Source organism: Nocardia asteroides (genome assembly GCF_021183625.1).
Taxonomy (GTDB): Bacteria; Actinomycetota; Actinomycetes; order Mycobacteriales; family Mycobacteriaceae; genus Nocardia; species Nocardia asteroides_A.
Genome location: NZ_CP089214.1, coordinates 4424546 through 4440515, shown reverse-complemented (window position 1 = coordinate 4440515; position 15970 = coordinate 4424546). Strand labels below are relative to the sequence as shown.

Genomic DNA, 15970 nt, shown 5'->3' with positions numbered 1-15970 from the left:
AATGGCGGCGGGCGCGGACGGCTGCCGGGGGGTGCGAGATCACAGCCGGTCACGCCGGTCACCGGCGACTAGCATCGCCGCATGCGCATAGCTCACTTCGGACACTCCTGCATCCTCGTCGAGCTGCACGGCACGAAAGTGCTGTTCGACCCGGGCACCTTCGCGCACGGGTTCGAGGGCATCACCGGGCTCGACGCCATCGCCGTCACCCACCAGCACCCGGACCACATCGACGGTGACCGGATCGGCGCGCTGATCGACGCCAACCCCGGCGCCCGGCTGCTCGCCGACCCGCAGACCGCCGAGCTGCGGCCGGAGCCGTGGGAGGCGGTGCACGCCGGGCAGGTGCTCACCGTCGGCGGGGTCACCGTGACCGGCGGCGGCGGCAGGCACGCGGTGATCCACCCGGAGCTGCCGGTCATCGACAACACCGTCTTCCAGCTCGGCACCCCGGCGGAGCCCGCGCAGCTGGTGCACCCCGGCGATTCGCTCTGGGTGCCGCCGAGCCCGGTCGGCGTGCTCGCCATCCCGGCGGCGGCGCCGTGGATGCGGATCAGCGAGGCGGTGGATTATCTGCGGGCGGTTCGCCCGCGGAGCGCGGTGCCGATCCACTACGGAGTCGTCGCGCCGGAGGCGCGGGGGATCTACTTCGGACGGCTCACCGAAATGGGGCCGGAGGAGACGGAGTTCTCGCTCATCGATCACGAGCAAAGTAAAGAGTTCCCCGGCTGATCCGCGCACACCTGCGCAAAACGCATCGGGATAGCCGGAAGACGCAATGCACGTGCATCCACGATTGCAAAACACAATTGTGCAGTACCGACGAAGCCGCCCCGCGTCGGCAGTTGTCCGAGGCGGGGCGGCTGGTCAGCGTAGCTGGGCCGGTCAGGGCAGCGGGAGGTCGGGGATATCCGGAGTGCTCGCGCTGAGGGTCGAGACCAGCGTGGTGATCAATTCGAGAAGAGTTTCGAGCATTGCGCTTTCCTTCCTGTCGTCTTGATGCGATCGGATGCCGCACTGACAGAATTGCACCGTTCACCATGGAAGCAAACGCCCCCGGGCCGGATTTTTTCGGATTTCTTTTCGGCACCCCGAATTCTGCGGCATCCAATTCGGTGCGGGAGCGGCGAATCCGACCGAAACAATAGAAATTCCGGAGAAGCCGGGTTGCCGGTGTTGTTCCGGCGCTGCGCCGAACGGCGGCACGGGAACATCCGGAGACATCGGCCCGGTCGCCGGGTGGCGGCTTCGCCCACCGACCCGGGGTTCGGTTCGCCGCCCCGACGAGCGGGCTCGACACACCCGGCGTCCGCGAACAGCCGCCGAAACAGACCGTTCGGTCGGTCAGGCTGCGCGTGTCGCGGCGCCGAACGGCTCCCACCGGTACAGCTGCCCGGAGGCACCGTGGTAGAGCGCCAGGTCGATGGCGTCGAGCATCGCCTGCCGCGGGCCGGAACGAGCCAGCTGCGCCCCGGACACCGCGAGCCGCACCACCCCACCGCGCTTGGCGGTCCTGGCCGCGCCGAGGACCAGCGCCCGGCACCACCACGGCTCGGTGCGGAAACCCTCGCCGATCCCGTACACGCGGGTGCGCTGCGCACTGTTGCGCTCCAGGTCGACGATCGAGGTCAGCCCGAGCGCCAGCCGGAAACCGACATCGGGAAGCGCCTCCATCGCCCCCGCCGACGCATCCCAGCGCGGGGCGGCGAAGAGCCGGGTGCGCAGCCCCACCCGCTCCATCACCCGATCCGCCGCCATCAGCCGCAACCGCGCCTCGTGCCGGGGCAGCGCGCCGAACTCAGCCCGCCTGCGCTTGGTGGCCGCCTGGTCGTAGCCGTGCAGCACGATGGCGTCGCCACCGGCGCGCCGCCCGCGCAGCCAGGCCAGGGTGGCCGGGTCATCGGTCAGCCGGTAGCCGCCCTTCAGCCGCGGCGCGACGAGCAGCGACAGCGGGACGCCCCGGTCGTCCATCGCGGCCGCGAACTCGATCGCGGCGTCCCGGGTGGTGTCCCGGATGCCGGACACGGAGACGATCAGCTCGGCAGTCATACCCGCAACGGTGGCAGGACGACATGTCCGCGGCGTGCAGCCGGGATGACGCCGAAGCCAACACCGTCACATATCGGAGCGTGCCGCTATGACGGCGCCACCTTGCCGAGCCCGACGGTGTCCAGCACCCAGGCGTACTCGAAGGCGACTTCCTTCCACTTCTCGTAGCGCCCGCTGACCCCGCCGTGGCCCGCGCTCATCTCGGTCTTCAGCAGCAGCGGGGCGTTGCCGGTCGCGACCGCGCGCAGCCGCGCGACCCACTTGGCCGGCTCCACGTAGAGCACCCGGGTGTCGTTGAGGCTGGTGATGGCGAGGATCGCCGGGTAGTTCTTGGCCTCGACATTCTCGTACGGCGAGTAGGACTTCATGTACGCGTAGACCTCGGGGTCGGCGAGCGGGTTGCCCCACTCGTCCCACTCGATCACCGTGAGCGGGAGCGAGGGGTCCAGGATCGAGGTCAGCGGGTCCACGAAGGGCACGTTGGCGAGGATGCCGGCGAAGAGCTCGGGGGCCAGGTTCGCCACCGCGCCGACCAGCAGCCCGCCCGCGCTGCCGCCGTCCGCGATCAGCCGGTCCGCGCTGGTGCGGCCGGTGTCGATGAGGTGCCTGGCCGCGGCGACGAAGTCGGTGAAGGTGTTCTTCTTGCGCAGCGTCTTGCCGTTCTCGTACCAGAGCCTGCCCATCTCGCCGCCGCCGCGCACGTGCGCGACCGCGAAGACCATGCCGCGGTCGAGCAGCGAGAGCCGGGAGACCGAGAAGCCGGGGTCGATGCTGGCCTCGTAGGAGCCGTAGCCGTAGAGCAGCAGCGGCGCCGCGGTGCCCGGCTGCACCGCGTCCCTGCGCCAGACCAGCGAGATCGGGATGCGGGTTCCGTCCTCGGCGACCGCCCAGTCCCGGCTCTGCTCGTAGCGCGCGGGGTCGTACCCGCCGAGCACCGGCTGCTCCTTGCGCAGCAGCAGCTCGCCGGTGTCGGGGGCGTAGTCGAAGACCTGGGTCGGGGTGGTGAAGGAGGTGAGCCCGATGCGCAGCGTCGGCTGCTCCCACTCCGGGTTGGCGCCGAGCCCGACGGCGAAGAGCGGCAGGTCGAACTCGAGTTCGCGGCGCTCGCCGTAGCCGTCGGGGGTGAGCGGCCAGACCGCGAGCCTGCTCAGCGCCTCGCGGCGGTAGCCGAGCACCAGGTGGCCGGCGAAGGCGTCGACGTCCTCCAGCCGGACGTCGTCGCGGTGCCCGATGAGCAGGGTGAGCGCGGCGGGGTCGCTGACCGGGGCCTCGGCGAGCACGAAGTTCTCCGCCTTCACCCCGTCGACCACGTCGTTGTGCAGGACCAGGAACCGGTCCTCGCCCGCGATCACGGCGTGCTCGACGCCGTACTCCACGCCATCGCGGCGCGGCAGGATCACCCGGAACTCGCCCTCCGGGTCGGCCGACTCCAGCATCCAGCCCTCGCTGGTGATCTTGGAGGCGACCCAGATCAGCAGGTACTTCTCCGAGCGGGTGCTGCCGATGCTCACCCAGTACCGCTCGTCCGGCTCGTGGAAGACCTTGACGTCGGCTGCGGCGGCGGTGCCGAGCCGGTGCCGCCAGACGGTGTCGGGGCGCCATGAGTCGTCGACGGTCTGGTAGAAGACGTGCGAGCCGTCCAGCGACCAGGTGGCGCCGGGGGCGGTGCCCGGGATCTCGTCGCCGAGCTGCTCGCCGGTGCGCAGGTCGAGGAAGCGCAGCAGGTAGCGCTCGTCGCCGACGGTGTCGGTGGAGTAGGCGAGCAGGGTGCCGTCGTTGCTCACCGAGAAGGCGCCGAGCGCGAAGAAGTCGTGCCCGTCGGCGAGCACGTTGCTGTCCAGCAGCACCTGCTCGCCCGCGATCTCGGTGCCTGCCTCCAGCTGCGGCGGGGTCCAGGCGTCGAGCCCCGCCGCGGCCGGGTCGACCGGGCAGCGGCAGTGCACGCCGTACTGTTTGCCCTCGAAGCTGCGCGAGTAGTACCAGTACTGCCCGAGCCGGGTCGGGACCGAGAGGTCGGTCTCCTGGGTGCGGCCCTTGATCTCGTCGAAGATGGCGGTGCGCAGCTCGGCCAGGTGCGCGGTGTTCGCCTCGGTGTAGGCGTTCTCCGCCTCCAGGTGGGCGATCACCTCGGGATCGTCCTTGTCGCGGAGCCACTCGTACTCGTCGATCACGACATCGCCGTGCTGCACGCGCTCGGTCGGCACGGTCTTCGCGACGGGGGGCGGCACACTCTCGACAGACATGCGCACCACCCTACTGTCGCGAAGCCGCCGTGATTAGGCTCGCTCCATGCCTCTCGCCGCACGCCCCCGTCCGGCCGGTGTGCTGGCAACCCTGCTCCTCGCGGTGGCCGCGCTGACCGGCGGCGCCGCCGTCCCCGCCGCGGCCTGTGCCTGCGGCGCCGTCGCCGGAACCGGCGAGATCGCCACGGTGAACAACGAAGTGGCGCTGGTGCACTGGGACGGCGCGCGGCAGACCATCCTCATGCAGCTCGCCCTGCGCTCCGACGGCGACCGCGCCGCGCTCGTCGTCCCGACCCCGGCCCCGGCCACGGTGAGCGCGGGCTCCGCGGGCACCTTCGACGAGCTCGAGCGGCGGACCGCGCCGGAGATCGTCACCGAGCGGGATTTCTTCGGCTCCGACGACCTCGACGGGCTCAGCTCGGCCGCCGCGCCCGGCGCGGGCCCGACCGTGCTGAACCAGGTCACGCTCGGCCCGCTGGAGGCGACGACGCTCTCCGGCGGCGGCCTCGACGGTGTGCGGAACTGGTTGCGCGACAACGGATATCACATGCGCTCCGAGGTGGTCGATACGCTCGCGCCGTACCTGGCGGACGGCTGGTCGTTCGTCGCCATCCGGCTCACCGGCGCGGACGGGCTGGACGGCGCGCTCGACCCGGTGCGGCTCACCTTCGACGCCACCGCCCCGGTCTACCCCATGCGCATGTCGTCGGCGGCGACGCTGCCGCAGTCGGTGCGGCTCTACGTGCTCGGCGAGCACCGGGTGCGCCGCACCGACCCGGACGTGCCGCGGCAGTTCACCGAGGTCGAGTTCGCCGGGCGGCTGACCGAGACCGACGACCCGCTGCTCCGCGAGCTCACCGCGGGAGGCGCCGACTACCTCACCGAACTCGCCGTCTCGATCACCGATCCCGCGCGGATCACCAGCGACTTCACCTTCGCCGATGCCGACTCCGACGCCGAGCACCGCGAGCGGATCACCCGCACCGAGCAGGTGCAGGTGCTCGGCGCCCCGGCCGGGCCGGTGATCCTCGGCGCCGCGCTGCTCGCCGCCACCCTGGTGGTGATCGCGGTGCTCCGGGTCTTCCGCAGGGCGCGCTGAGCTACCCGCGGGAGAGCGCGCCGCGGATGGAACCGGCGAGGTAGTCCAGGTCGGCGCGGTGCGGGCTGGTGGCCCGCGCCCGCAGCCCGAACCCGTCGCCCGGCGTGCGCGGGATGACGTGCAGGTGCACGTGGAACACCTCCTGGCCCGCGGTCACCCCGTCGGCCAGGAAGAAGTTGACCCCGTCGCAGCCGACCTCGCTGCTCCGCAGCGCCGCCGCGAGCCGCTGCCCCACCTGGAACAGCTTCCCGCCGAGCGCCGGGTCGAGCTCGGCGAGGCTGCGCGCCACCACCTTCGGCACCACCAGCAGGTGGCCGGGGGTGACCGGGCGGATGTCGAGGAAGGCGAGCACATCGGGGTCGTCGTACACCACGCTGGCCGGGGCCCGCCCGGCGATGATGTCGGCGAAGATCGTGTACGGGTTCACGGCGCGCTCAGAGGATCGGCGCCGGGGTGTAGCCTGCCGCGTCCGGGTAGCGGGCCACCAGCTCCTCGACTGCCGAGACCACAGCCCCCGTCTGCGCCTCGGCGGCGCCGACGAAGGCCGATTTGTCGGCGAGCGCGGCGTCCAGCGCGGCGCGGTCGAGCGGCAGCCGGTCGTCGGCGGCCAGCCGGTCCAGCAGGTCGGGCTCGCGGCCCTGCTCGCGCATCGCGAGCGCCACCGCGACCGCGTGCTCCTTGATGACCTCGTGCGCCGTCTCCCGCCCGACCCCGGCGCGCACCGCCGCCATCAGGATCCTGGTGGTGGCGAGGAACGGCAGGTAGCGGTCGAGTTCCCGCGCGACCACCGCCGGGTAGGCGCCGAACTCGGCGAGCACGGTCAGGAAGGTCTCCATCATGCCGTCGATGGCGAAGAAGGCGTCCGGCAGCGCGACCCGGCGCACCACCGAGCAGAAGACGTCGCCCTCGTTCCACTGCGCGCCCGCCAGCTCCGCAGCCATCGAGGCGTACCCGCGCAGCACCACCTGCAGGCCGTTCACCCGCTCGCAGGAGCGGGTGTTCATCTTGTGCGGCATGGCCGAGCTGCCCACCTGCCCGGGCTGGAAACCCTCGGTGACCAGCTCGTGCCCGGCCATCAGCCGCACGGTGTGCGAGAACGACGACGGCCCGGCGCCCACCTGCACCAGCGCGGAGAGCACGTCGTGGTCGAGCGAGCGCGGGTACACCTGGCCGACGCTGGTGAGCACGGTGGCGAAGCCGAGGTGCGTGGCGACCTGGCGCTCCAGCCGGGCCAGCTTCTCCGGGTCGCCGCCGAGCAGGTCGAGCATGTCCTGCGCGGTGCCCATCGGGCCCTTGATCCCGCGCAGCGGGTAGCGGTCGATGAGCTCGCGCAGCCGGGTGAGCGCGATCAGCAGCTCGTCCGCGGCCGAGGCGAAGCGCTTGCCGAGCGTGGTGGCCTGCGCGGCGACATTGTGCGAGCGCCCGGCCATGACCAGGGCGCGGTACTCGGCGGCGCGCTCGGCCAGCCGGGCCGCGACCGCGACCCCGTGCGTGTGCACGTGCTCCAGCGAGAGCCGGATCTGCAGCTGCTCCACGTTCTCGGTGAGGTCGCGGCTGGTCATGCCCTTGTGCACGTGCTCGTGGCCGGCGAGGGCGTTGAACTCCTCGATCCTGGCCTTCACGTCGTGCCTGGTGACCCGCTCACGGGCGGCGATCGAGCCGAGGTCGACCTGATCGATGACGCGCTCGTAGTCGGCGACCACCTCGGCGGGCACGTCCACGCCGAGCTCGGACTGCGCGCGCAGCACCTCCAGCCAGAGCCTGCGCTCGAGCACGATCTTGTTCTCCGGCGACCACAGCCGCACCAGCTCGGGCCCGGCGTAGCGGGTCGCGAGCACGTTGGGCACCCGGCCGGGCGCGGTGTTCTCGGGTGCGGGGGCGGTCTCGGCAGTGGTCACGTCCGGTCAGTCTAGTGACCGGAGCCGATCGGGCTGCTGGGACGTCGGCGGGGCGACGATGTCGATCACCTCGAGCAGCGCGCCGCGGGCCGCCCGGCGCGGCTCCGGGTTCATCTCGCCGAGCGCGGCGACCACCGCGCCGTCCACCACCGCGACCAGCCTGCGCAGCTGCTCCTGCCTGACCACCCGGTCGGAGCGGCGCAGCACGTCGGCGAGCAGCTCGTCGAGCTGCTGGCGTAGTCGGAGCTGCACGCCGCGTAGCTCGGGGTGCCTGGCGGAGGCGACCGAACGCTCGTAGCGGGCGATCAGCCTGCCGCGCGCGCCGTCGTCGGTGCCCTCCGGGCCGATCAGCAGGTCGAGCACCAGGTCGACGGTCGCCTCCGCGCCGCGGCGGCGGTGGCTCACCTCGCCGACCCGCCTGCGCATGCCGTCGACTTCGGTGTTGCCCGCGAACTCGACCGCGCGCGCGATCAGATCCTCGAGGGATTCGAAGTAATACGTCGTCGATGCCAGTGGCAGGTCGGCGCGGGTTGCGACCGATCGGTGCCGCACCGCCTCGAAACCGCCTTCGAGCAGGAGGTCTGCGGCGGCTGCGACCAGAGCCTGGCGACGCCGTTCGCCTTTCGGGGTCGTCGCGGTTATCACCGTGCCATCGTGCCAGTCGTCATCAATACATCCGTGCGAAATCGAAAGAGGAAGAACACAGTTACCCGATTTTTACCCAATTGCGCTGCCCGCGGTGCCGTACCGCGCAAAGTTGTTGGGAGCCAGCTAATTCGGACAACGGTACTGAGACAGGGTGTTTCAGCGCGTCAGGAAGGGGCCGAGCCGGGCCAGCGCCCCCTCGATGTCGGCGGTGGCGCCCGCGAACGAGAAGCGAACGGTGCGGTGCCCGCGCGCGGTGTCGAAATCGAGCCCCGGCGCCAGCGCGACGCCGGTGTGCGCGAGCACCTCCGCGCACCAGGCCAGCGAATCCCTGGTGTGGTGCCCGACGTCGGCGTAGGCGTAGAAGGCGCCGTCGGCCGGGGCCAGATCGGTGATCCCGATCTTCGGCAACCCCTCCAGCAGCAGTTTCCGGTTCACGGCGTAGCGCCGCACGTGGCCGTCGAGCTCCTGCTTCGCCTCCGCGCCGAAGGCGTGCACCGCCGCGTACTGCGAGATCGCGGGCGGGCAGACCGTCATGTTCGAGGCCAGCCGCTGCAGCGCGGGGCGCAGCCCGGCGGGGGCGAGCATCCAGCCGAGCCGCCAGCCGGTCATCGAGAAGTACTTCGACACCGAGCCGATCACCACAGCTTCCCTCGAGGTCTCCCAGGCCGACGAGGTGCCGCCGATGCTGTCCTCGTAGGTGATGCCGTGGTAGATCTCGTCCGAGATCAGCAGGGTGCCGTTCGCCTCGCACCAGCGGGCGAGCGCGGCCAGCTCGGCCGGGTCGATCATGGTGCCGGTGGGGTTGGCCGGGCTCGCGACCACCAGCCCGGCGGGGGGCTCGGGCAGCGCCGCGAGCATGGCGACCGTCGGCTGGAACCTGGTCTGCTCGCCGCAGTCCAGCTCCAGCACCCGGCAGCCGAGCGCGGTGAGGGTGTTGCGGTAGGCGGGGTAGCCGGGGCGGGCCACCACCACCGTGTCGCCCGGGTCGAAGGCGGCGAGGAAGAGCAGGGTGAAGGCGCCGGAGGAGCCGGTGGTCACCACGACGTCGTCCGGGTCGACGGGGTAGCCGTAGGTGGTCGCGTGGTGCTCGGCGATGGCTTCGCGCAGCGGCAGGATGCCGAAGGTCTCGGTGTAGCCGAGGAGCTCGGTGCCGAGCGCGGCTCCGGTGGCGCGCAGCACCGGAGCCGGGGCGGGGGTCGATGGCTGCCCCGCGGCGAGTACCAGCACGTCACCGTGGCTGCGGGCGCGCGCGGCTGCGGCCTTCCAGACGTCCATGACGTAGAAAGGGGGGATGGTCGACCGGCGCGATTGCATGGACACCCGTCCGACGGTAGAGCACCCGTCCGCGAGCGGCCGGGGATATGGTCGGCGCAATGGACGATGAGGCGCGCCGCCCCCGCCTCGACCGCGCCGGGGGCACCGTGATCGTCCCGCCGGACCGGCGGAAGCGGTGGCGGCGGGGGAAGTCGTCTGCGCCGGAGTCGGCGGAGAACGGGGCCGGGGGCCCGGCGGAGAACGGGGCCGGGGGTCAGGCGGAGAACGGGGCGGCGGTCACGGCGCCCGACGGCTCCGGCGCGGAGCACGACAACGTGCTCGCGGCAGACCTCGCCGCGGGCGCGACGGCCCCGCGCCTGCGCGACCGCGACCCGCACGCCTGGGCGGGCCGGTCCACCCTGGCGACCCTGCGGCACGACGCCGCCGCGACCCTGCGCGAGGCGCCGACCCCCCGCGAACTCTGGCAGCGCCGCCCCACCCGCGACGAACTGCGCACCCGTGCCAAGGACCACCGCTACCTCATCGCGGGGGTGCTGGTGATCGCCGTCCTGGCGACCGGCGACGCCGCGAACAACGGCGCCGTCGTGAACCGCCCGCTCGCCCCCGGCGAGGCCCAGCGCGTCGCGCTCCCCTACCCCCCGCAGGTCCAGACCTCGACCCCGTCGATCCGCCGCCTCCTCGACGCCGTCGCCAACGGCGAGCGGCTGCGCGAACAGGCCGTGGTCGCCGCCGCCGCCCGCGCCACCCTGGAGCGCGCCCGCGCCGAGGCCGCCGCGGCCGCCGCTGGCGAAGCGGTCCCCTGGCTCACCACCGGCGTCGCCCCGGTCCCCGGCAGCACCCCCGGCTCGGTGATCCCCGGCCCCGGCGGCATCGTCCTGCCCGCGCGCGGGCTTTTCACCAGCGGTTTCGGCTCCCGCTGGGGCACCATGCACCAGGGCATCGACATCGCGGGCCCGATCGGCTCACCGATCTACGCGGTCGCCGACGGCACCGTGATCGACGCGGGCCCGGCCCAGGGCTTCGGCCTCTGGGTGCGAATCAGGCACGACGACGGCACCATCTCCGTCTACGGCCACATGTACGACTTCTTCGTCTCGGTCGGCGAGCGGGTGCCCGCGGGCATGCAGATCGCCCGGATCGGCAACCGCGGCGACTCCACCGGCCCGCACCTGCACTTCGAGGTGATCGAGGGCGGCCAGCACGTCGACCCGCAGCGCTGGTTCGCGCTCCGCGGCCTCAGCTTGAACTGAGCGCGATCCGGTTCTCGACCGCGCCGAGCCCGATATCCGTGCGGTAGTGGCCGCCGGGCAGCTTGATCGAGCCGATCCGCGCGTACGCCTGCTCCCGCGCGGCGGCCAGGTCGGCGCCGGTGCCGACCACGCTCAGCACCCGGCCACCGGCCGAGACCAGCGCACCGTCGCGCAGCGCGGTCCCGGCGTGCAGCACGGTCGCCTCGTCCGGGCCGGTCTCGCCCGCCCCGGCGACGACGTCGCCGAGCCGGGGGTGCGCGGGGTAGTTCTCGGCGGCGAGCACGACGGTCACCGCGGCGCCGTCGGCCCAGCGCGGCGCGGGCAGCTCCGCGAGCCGCCCGGTGGCGGTGGCGTGCAGCAGCTCGCCGAGCGGGCTCTCCAGCAGCGCGAGCACCGCCTGGGTCTCCGGATCGCCGAAGCGGCAGTTGAATTCGACGACGGCGGGCCCGGCCGCGCCCATGGCGAGCCCGGCGTAGAGCAGCCCGGAGAAGGCCGCGCCCCGGCGCACCAGCTCGGCAGCGACCGGCGCGACCACGTCGCGCACGATCTCCTCGACCGCGCCCGCTGGCAGCCAGGGCAGCGGCGTGTAGGCGCCCATGCCGCCGGTGTTCGGGCCGCTGTCGCCGTCGCCGACCCGCTTGTGGTCCTGCGCGGGCAGCAGCGGTACCACCGTCTCCCCGTCGACCAGGCAGAACAGCGACACCTCCGGCCCGTCCAGGAACGACTCCAGCAGCACCGGGTGCCCCTGCTCCAGCAGCTCGGCGCCGTGGTCGCGGGCGGTGAGGCGATCCGGGGTCACCACGACGCCCTTGCCCGCGGCCAGCCCGTCGTCCTTGACCACCCAGGTGGGGCCGAAGCGGTCGAGCGCGGCGTCCAGATCGGCGGGGGTGTCCACGATCTCGCTGTGCGCGGTGCGCACCCCGGCGGCGGCCATGACGTCCTTGGCGAACGCCTTCGAGCCCTCGATCCGCGCGGCCGAGGCCGACGGGCCGAAGCAGGCGATCCCGGCGGCCCGCACCGCGTCGGCGACGCCGAGCACCAGCGGCACCTCGGGGCCGATCACCACCAGGTCGGCGTCGATCTCGCGGGCCAGCGCCGCCACCGCCTCCCCGGACGACGGGTCGACCGGCCGCAGCTCGGCGTGCTGGGCGATGCCCGCGTTGCCGGGCGCGACGACGACCGCCGTCACCGCCGGGTCCCTGCGCAGGGCGAGGGCGAGGGCGTGTTCACGGGCTCCGGAACCGATGACGAGTGCGCGCACGCGCAACAGAGTAGAGGACGAAGGTGTCCTGCTCGCAGGCATAGTGGAGCGGGGGCGCCACCGCGCCGCCGCTGGACCGGGACGGGGAGATCCGATGGGCTTCATCGACGGAATCATGGGCAACGCGGGCAGTGTGGATCCCGCACGGGCGCAGCAGGAGTACGGGCGGCTGCTCGGCAACGGCGAGCAGATCTACTCGGCCTACATCCTGGTGCGCGACGCCATGCTCTTCACCAACCGCAGGCTGATCCTGGTTGACAAGCAGGGGCTCTCCGGCCGCAAGGTGAGCTACCACAGCGTGCCGTACCGCTCGATCACACACTTCGCGGTGGAGACCGCGGGCACCTTCGACCTCGACGCCGAGCTGGTGATCTGGATCTCCGGCGCGTCCGAGCCGCTGCAGAAGAAGTTCAACCGGCAGGTCGACATCTACGAGGTGCAGGGCGTCCTGTCGCACTTCGTCGGCGTCTGACTACGCTGCGGGCATGGCTTCCGTATTCAGCGCGATCATCGCCGGTGACCTGCCAGGGCGCTTCGTCTGGGCGGACGACGAGTTCGTCGGGTTCCTGACCATCGCGCCGGTCACCCAGGGCCACGTCCTCGTGGTGCCGCGCAAGGAGATCGACCAGTGGCAGGACGTCGACGCCGACGTCTTCGCCCGGATCAGCGGCGTCGCGCAGACCGTCGGCAAGGCCGTGCGCGCGGCCTTCGACGCGCCGCGCGCCGGGCTGCTGATCGCCGGGCTGGAGGTGCCGCACCTGCACGTGCACGTCTTCCCGGCCTTCGACATGGGCAACTTCGACATCTCCGGCGCCGACCCGAACCCGAGCGCCGAATCGCTCGACGAGGCGCAGGCGAAGATCAAGGCCGCGCTGCGCGACCTCGGCTTCTCGGACAACGTCCCGGACTGACTACCCGCGCACCCGCTGCTCCACCGCGTGCAGCAGCGCGTGCAGCCCGCGGTCCCTGCTCAGCCTGGCGTCCAGCGCGACGTTGATCACGCCGCGGAGCAGCGCGTACGGCTCCCAGCCCGCGGGCGCGGTGGTGCGCGGCGCCCGCCGCTCGATGCCGTCCGCGAGCACCCGCGCCGCCTCGGCGCCGCTGATCCTGACGTTCAGCGGCCAGGGCAGCAGCGCCTCGACCCGGCGGCCGAGGTCGTCGTTGTCCAGCGTCTCGTGCGTCATGGCGGTGTCGACGATGCCGAAGTAGGCCACCCCCGCGGTGGCGCCGTGCGCGGCCAGCTCCACCCGCAGGGCCCGGCCCAGCTGCTCCACCGCGGCCTTGCTGATCATGTACGGCGAACCGGCCATGCCGGGCGCGAAGGCCGCGCAGGACGAGACGACCACCACGTGCCCCCGGCTCGCCACGATGGCCTCCAGCGCGGGCTTGACGGTGTTGAACGCGCCGGTCAGGTTGACCTCGAGCACGGCGTCGAAGACGGCGGGGTCCATGGTGCGCAGCGTGGCGGGCTTCGGCACGATGCCCGCGTTCGCGACCACAACGTCCAGCCCGCCGAACCGCTCGAGCACCCGCTCGACCACGTCGGCCATGGCCGCCCGGTCGGTGACGTCGGCGCCGAAGGCGGCGGCCCTGCCGCCGAGCGCCGCGGCCGCCGCCTTCGCGCCCACCTCGTCCACATCGGCCAGCGCGACGACCGCGCCGCGCCGGTGCAGCACCGTGGCCAGCTCCCGGCCGATGCCCTGCGCCGCCCCGGTGATCAGGACGACCTGCCCGCGGACCCGGTAGTCGGGCTCCGTCACCCGGAACAGTGCGCGGATCATGCGCTCACCTCGTAGGAGTCGATGTCGAAACGGCTGGTGCGGCGGCGGTATTCGAAGCTCCAGTTGGGGTAGAGCCCGGAGTTGGCGCCGTCCGCGGTGGTGTAGTAGCTGTCGCAGCCGCCGGTCAGCCAGACCGTGTCGGCGCTGCGGCGGCGCATCTCCGCCAGGAACGCGGTCTGCACCTCGGGCCGCAGCTCCACCCGCCGCGCGCCCGCCCGCCGCGCGGTGCGCAGCGCGTCGACGATGTAGCCGATCTGCGACTCGATCATGAAGATGGCGGACTGGTTGCCCGCCGCCCCGAACGGGCCGAGCGTGCTGAAGAAGTTCGGGAACCCGGCCACCGCGATGCCGAGGTAGCTCTGCGGCTCGTCCAGGTAGAGCTCGGCGATGCTGCGCCCGTCCCGGCCGATGTACCTGCCGTAGACGCTGGGGGTCGGGGTGAAGCCGGTGCCGTAGACGATGGTGTCGACCGGCCGCTCGGTGCCGTCCCGCAGCACGATCGAGCGCGCCCGCACCTCGGCGATGCCGGTGGTCACCACGTCGACGTTCGGCGCGGCGAGCGCCGGGAAGTAGGCGTCGGAGAAGATGGCGCGCTTGCAGCCGATCATGTAATCCGGGGTGACCAGGGCGCGCAGCTCCGGGTCGGCGATCTGCCTGCGCAGCTGGAACCGGCCGAGCGCCTCGTAGAGGTGCCGGAACCGCTTGTCCACCAGCGAGACCAGCCCGAACCCCTCGATCGCGGTGTACCAGCCCGCGCGGATCGCCCGGCGCAGCAGCGGCACCCGGCGCAGCAGCAGCCGCTCCGCGCCGAGCGTCGCGCGGTCCATCCGGGGCACGATCCACGGCGCCGAGCGCTGGAACACCGTCAGCTTCGCCACCCGCGGCTGGATCTCCGGCACGAACTGCACCGCGGAGGCGCCGGTGCCGATCACCGCGACCCGCTCACCGGTGAGGTCGTGGTCGTGATCCCAGTGCAGCGAGTGGAAGGCGGTGCCCTCGAAGGTCTCCAGCCCGGGCAGGTTCGGGTACTTGGCCTCGGCGAAGACGCCGGCCGCCGAGATCAGGAAGTCGGCGGTGCGCTGCCCGCGCGAGGTCTCGACCCGCCAGAGCGCGGCCTCCTCGTCCCAGCGCGCGTCGGTGAGCTCGGTGCGGAACTCGATGTGCCGCAGCACATCGTGCCGCTCGGCGACCCGGCGCAGGTAGGCCAGGATCTCGGGCTGCCTGCCGTAGGTGCGCGACCAGTCCGGGTTCGGCGCGAACGAGTAGCTGTACAGGTGCGAGGGCACGTCGCAGGCGGCGCCCGGGTAGGTGTTGGCCTGCCAGGTGCCGCCGAGCTCGGCGGCGCGCTCCAGCACCGCGAGGTCGTCGAAGCCCGCCTCGCGCAGTTTGATCGCCAGCCCGATGCCGCCGAAGCCCGCACCGACGATCAGCACGTGGTTGTGTTCCATCGGTTTCCTCTCAGCAGTCGAGTACGAGGGCGTCGCCCGCCGCGCGGGAGACGCACGGGCGGATTCGGTCGGGCCTGGCCAGCGCGGCAGGCACCCGGTCGCGGTGCTCGACCGCTCCGGCGAGCACCCTGGTCTCGCAGCTGCCGCAGAAGCCCTGCCTGCACGAGTACGGCACCCGCGGGTCGACCCGCTGGATCGCCGCCAGCGCGGTCTCGGTGGCGCCGACCCGGACCGTGCGGCCGGTGCGCGCCAGCGTGAGGTCGAATTCCCGGCCGCCATCGACCGGCGCCGGCGCGAACCGCTCCACGTGCAGCGACCCGGTGGGGTTGCTGTCGAAGGCCAGTCGTTGCGCGGCGGCGAGCATGCCGGGTGGGCCGCAGACATATACCGCCGCGCCGGGCTCGGCCTTGCCAAGTAGTTCGGCCACGTCCGGCGGGCCGAATTCGTCGTCCGGGCGCACCTCGGCGCCGGGCAGTTCATTCAGAAACGGCATCCGATTTCGGCTGCTGCCCAGGTAGACCAGCCGCCCCCGGCCACCGGCCGCCCGCACCATCGGCAGGATCGGCGTGATCCCGATACCGCCCGCGATGAACAGATACGACGGCGCCTCGACGAACCCGAAGGCATTGCGCGGCCCGCGAATCCGCAGTGCCGAGCCGGAGCGCAGCGTCTCGTGCACCTCGCGCGAGCCGCCGTCGCCGTCCGGGATGAGCCGCACCGCGATCCGGTAGCGGAAACGGTCGCGCGGGTTGCCGCAGAGCGAGTAGCGGCGCTGCCTGCCCGAGGGCAGGAACAGCTCCAGGTGCGCACCGGGCCGCCAGACCGGAAGCACGCCGCCGTCCGGGGCGCGCAGCGTCAGCGCAACGACGTCGAGCGCGACCCGCTCCACCGCCTCGACCACCACGTCCCGGTCGAAGCCGCTGTTCCGCACCGGCTGCGGGCTGGAGAGCAGCGGCGCCGCGGCACCCGCGACGAACACCTGCTTGTAGAGGTCCATCGCGGTAGCGAGCAGCCGCAG

The 15970-nt window shown here is 72.5% G+C and carries 15 protein-coding genes; 5 read left to right on the top strand and 10 right to left on the bottom strand.

The window, feature by feature from the left end; genetic code table 11:
* Positions 1-81: 81 nt before the first annotated feature.
* Positions 82-732 (top strand): MBL fold metallo-hydrolase, encoded by a 651-nt coding sequence (locus LTT61_RS21140; protein WP_233015802.1) that lies wholly within the window; start codon positions 82-84, stop codon positions 730-732.
* 612 nt (positions 733-1344) lie between these two features.
* Here the strand turns inward: LTT61_RS21140 and LTT61_RS21135 are convergent.
* Both LTT61_RS21135 and LTT61_RS21130 read right to left on the bottom strand, forming a co-directional pair.
* Positions 1345-2049 carry a DUF2334 domain-containing protein gene (locus LTT61_RS21135; RefSeq protein WP_233015801.1) on the bottom strand — a complete coding sequence of 235 codons (705 nt, stop codon included), beginning with the start codon at positions 2047-2049 and terminating at the stop codon, positions 1345-1347.
* Positions 2050-2135: 86 nt separating this feature from the next.
* On the bottom strand, positions 2136-4292 hold the full coding sequence (locus tag LTT61_RS21130; RefSeq protein ID WP_233015800.1) for a S9 family peptidase: 2157 nt from the start codon (positions 4290-4292) through the stop codon (positions 2136-2138).
* Between the two features lie 46 nt (positions 4293-4338).
* On the opposite strand from LTT61_RS21130, the gene LTT61_RS21125 reads away from it, so the two are divergent.
* The gene (locus tag LTT61_RS21125) at positions 4339-5391 is read left to right on the top strand and encodes a DUF2330 domain-containing protein (RefSeq protein WP_233015799.1); all 1053 of its coding nucleotides are present in this window, start codon (positions 4339-4341) and stop codon (positions 5389-5391) included.
* A 1-nt stretch (position 5392) separates the two neighbouring features.
* Here LTT61_RS21125 and LTT61_RS21120 read toward each other — a convergent pair whose 3' ends face one another.
* From LTT61_RS21120 to LTT61_RS21105, 4 genes are all read right to left on the bottom strand, one after another.
* The gene (locus LTT61_RS21120; protein ID WP_233015798.1) at positions 5393-5818 is read right to left on the bottom strand and encodes an HIT family protein; all 426 of its coding nucleotides are present in this window, start codon (positions 5816-5818) and stop codon (positions 5393-5395) included.
* Positions 5819-5825: 7 nt separating this feature from the next.
* Positions 5826-7289 (bottom strand): adenylosuccinate lyase, encoded by a 1464-nt coding sequence (purB, locus tag LTT61_RS21115; protein ID WP_233015797.1) that lies wholly within the window; start codon positions 7287-7289, stop codon positions 5826-5828.
* Between the two features lie 6 nt (positions 7290-7295).
* Positions 7296-7934: a TetR/AcrR family transcriptional regulator gene (locus LTT61_RS21110; RefSeq protein ID WP_233015796.1), complete on the bottom strand. Its 639-nt coding sequence runs from the start codon at positions 7932-7934 to the stop codon at positions 7296-7298.
* Positions 7935-8093: 159 nt separating this feature from the next.
* The gene (locus LTT61_RS21105) at positions 8094-9257 is read right to left on the bottom strand and encodes a pyridoxal phosphate-dependent aminotransferase (RefSeq protein WP_233015795.1); all 1164 of its coding nucleotides are present in this window, start codon (positions 9255-9257) and stop codon (positions 8094-8096) included.
* 53 nt (positions 9258-9310) lie between these two features.
* Between LTT61_RS21105 and LTT61_RS21100 the strand changes: the two genes are divergently transcribed.
* Positions 9311-10462 carry a M23 family metallopeptidase gene (locus LTT61_RS21100; RefSeq protein WP_332909194.1) on the top strand — a complete coding sequence of 384 codons (1152 nt, stop codon included), beginning with the start codon at positions 9311-9313 and terminating at the stop codon, positions 10460-10462.
* Here LTT61_RS21100 and purD read toward each other — a convergent pair.
* Positions 10449-11723, bottom strand: coding sequence for a phosphoribosylamine--glycine ligase (purD, locus tag LTT61_RS21095; protein WP_233015794.1), 1275 nt, complete (start codon positions 11721-11723; stop codon positions 10449-10451). The two genes, LTT61_RS21100 and purD, sit on opposite strands and share 14 nt — an antisense overlap.
* 94 nt (positions 11724-11817) lie before the next feature.
* Here purD and LTT61_RS21090 point away from each other — a divergent pair, with 94 nt between their 5' ends.
* On the top strand, positions 11818-12195 hold the full coding sequence (locus LTT61_RS21090) for a PH domain-containing protein (protein ID WP_233015793.1): 378 nt from the start codon (positions 11818-11820) through the stop codon (positions 12193-12195).
* A 13-nt stretch (positions 12196-12208) separates the two neighbouring features.
* Positions 12209-12634 carry an HIT family protein gene (locus tag LTT61_RS21085; protein ID WP_233015792.1) on the top strand — a complete coding sequence of 142 codons (426 nt, stop codon included), beginning with the start codon at positions 12209-12211 and terminating at the stop codon, positions 12632-12634.
* Here the strand turns inward: LTT61_RS21085 and LTT61_RS21080 are convergent, their stop codons facing one another.
* Genes LTT61_RS21080 through LTT61_RS21070 form a run of 3 tightly spaced genes read right to left on the bottom strand, consistent with a single transcriptional unit; the run spans position 12635 to position 15949 of the window.
* On the bottom strand, positions 12635-13504 hold the full coding sequence (locus LTT61_RS21080) for a short-chain dehydrogenase/reductase (protein WP_233015791.1): 870 nt from the start codon (positions 13502-13504) through the stop codon (positions 12635-12637). It abuts the gene before it with no gap.
* On the bottom strand, positions 13501-14952 hold the full coding sequence (locus LTT61_RS21075; protein WP_233015790.1) for a flavin-containing monooxygenase: 1452 nt from the start codon (positions 14950-14952) through the stop codon (positions 13501-13503). The genes LTT61_RS21080 and LTT61_RS21075 overlap by 4 nt, the downstream gene beginning before the upstream one ends.
* Positions 14953-14962: 10 nt before the next feature.
* Positions 14963-15949: a PDR/VanB family oxidoreductase gene (locus LTT61_RS21070; RefSeq protein WP_233021125.1), complete on the bottom strand. Its 987-nt coding sequence runs from the start codon at positions 15947-15949 to the stop codon at positions 14963-14965.
* Between the last annotated feature and the right edge of the window lie 21 nt (positions 15950-15970).